This window comes from Methylobacillus rhizosphaerae, assembly GCF_900187985.1.
Taxonomy (GTDB): Bacteria; Pseudomonadota; Gammaproteobacteria; order Burkholderiales; family Methylophilaceae; genus Methylobacillus; species Methylobacillus rhizosphaerae.
Window position 1 is genome coordinate 1 of the sequence record NZ_FZOA01000017.1, and the last position, 1,157, is coordinate 1,157.

Consider the following 1,157-nt stretch of genomic DNA (forward strand, 5'->3'; position numbering starts at 1 on the left):
TGATGTCGCCACCTCCCAGTAGGTTGGTGACGGGGCCAAGGAGGCCACCGGTGATGTCGCTGGCAGCGACGTTGCTAGTCAATGGCAAGATGCCACCTGTACCGATCAGGGGATCCAGGGCGGTTTGGTTGCCAGTGGCGCTGGTGAGAGGCAGGATGCCGCCTTCGCCAATGATGCCGTCCAGTAAGGCGGTCTGGTCGTTACGGGGTTCTCCGCTGGTAAGAGGCAGGATGCCGTCTTTGCCGACAACGACGTCAAGCAGGCTGGATTGGCCGCTGGCGGTGGTCAGGGGGACGAGGCCGTTGCTGCCAATGACTGGGTCCAGGAGGGTGTTGAGTCCGCCTCCCAGTAGGCCGGTCACTGGGGAGAGGAGTCCGTCTGTGCCAGGGACTACGCCGCCAATGGTGGAGCCTAGTTGGGTGACGAGTTCGCCTACGGTGGTGGTGACTGGGGTGACGGTACCGTCAATCAGGCCACCTACGGTGGTGGTGACGTCAACCAGTGAGCCTACGGTGGTACCTACTGTGTCGAGGGTAGGTGCCAGGGTGCTGGCCAGTGGGTCGGTCAGGCCGGCCACGGTGTCAAGGACGGGGTTGAGGACGCCGCCAACGGTGTCGATGACGGGGGTCAGGTTGCCTGTCACGGGGGCCAGGGTGTCAAGGACGGGAGTCAGGACGCCTGCGACGGGTTCCAGGACGGGGCCCAGGGCACCACCTACGGTATCAAGGACGGGAGCCAGGGGGCCTGCAATGGGTTCGAGCAAGGCGCCTACGCCGTCCAGGACTGGGTCAAGGGCACCGCCTGTAGCGGTGGTCACTGGCAGGAGGATGTCGTTGAGTCCGTCAGCCACTGGGCCAAGGGCGGTGGTGATGGGGCTCAGGACGCCTTCCAGGGCTTCGCCGGTCGGACCTAGTGCGTCGATTACCGGGGCGAGGATGTCGCCTACTGCACCAGTGACTGGTTGCAGGGCGTCTGTTACAGGTGCAAGGGCATCAGTGACAGGGTTCAGGGTGTCTAGCACTGGGGTCAGGATAGGCTCCAGGGCTGAGACGACTGGGTTTAAAACAGGTTCCAGTGCATCGCCTACTGGACTCGTAATCGGCTCCAGCGCGTCTGTAATGGGTTTGATGACGTCGTTCGTGGCGTCGTTTACAGTA

General features: G+C 63.2%; 1 protein-coding gene. It reads right to left on the reverse strand.

All coding sequences use genetic code 11. The features are described from left to right. The coding region (locus tag CHB59_RS11770; RefSeq protein ID WP_218816241.1) for a phage tail tape measure protein at nt 1-1,157 on the reverse strand (1,157 nt) is incomplete at both ends.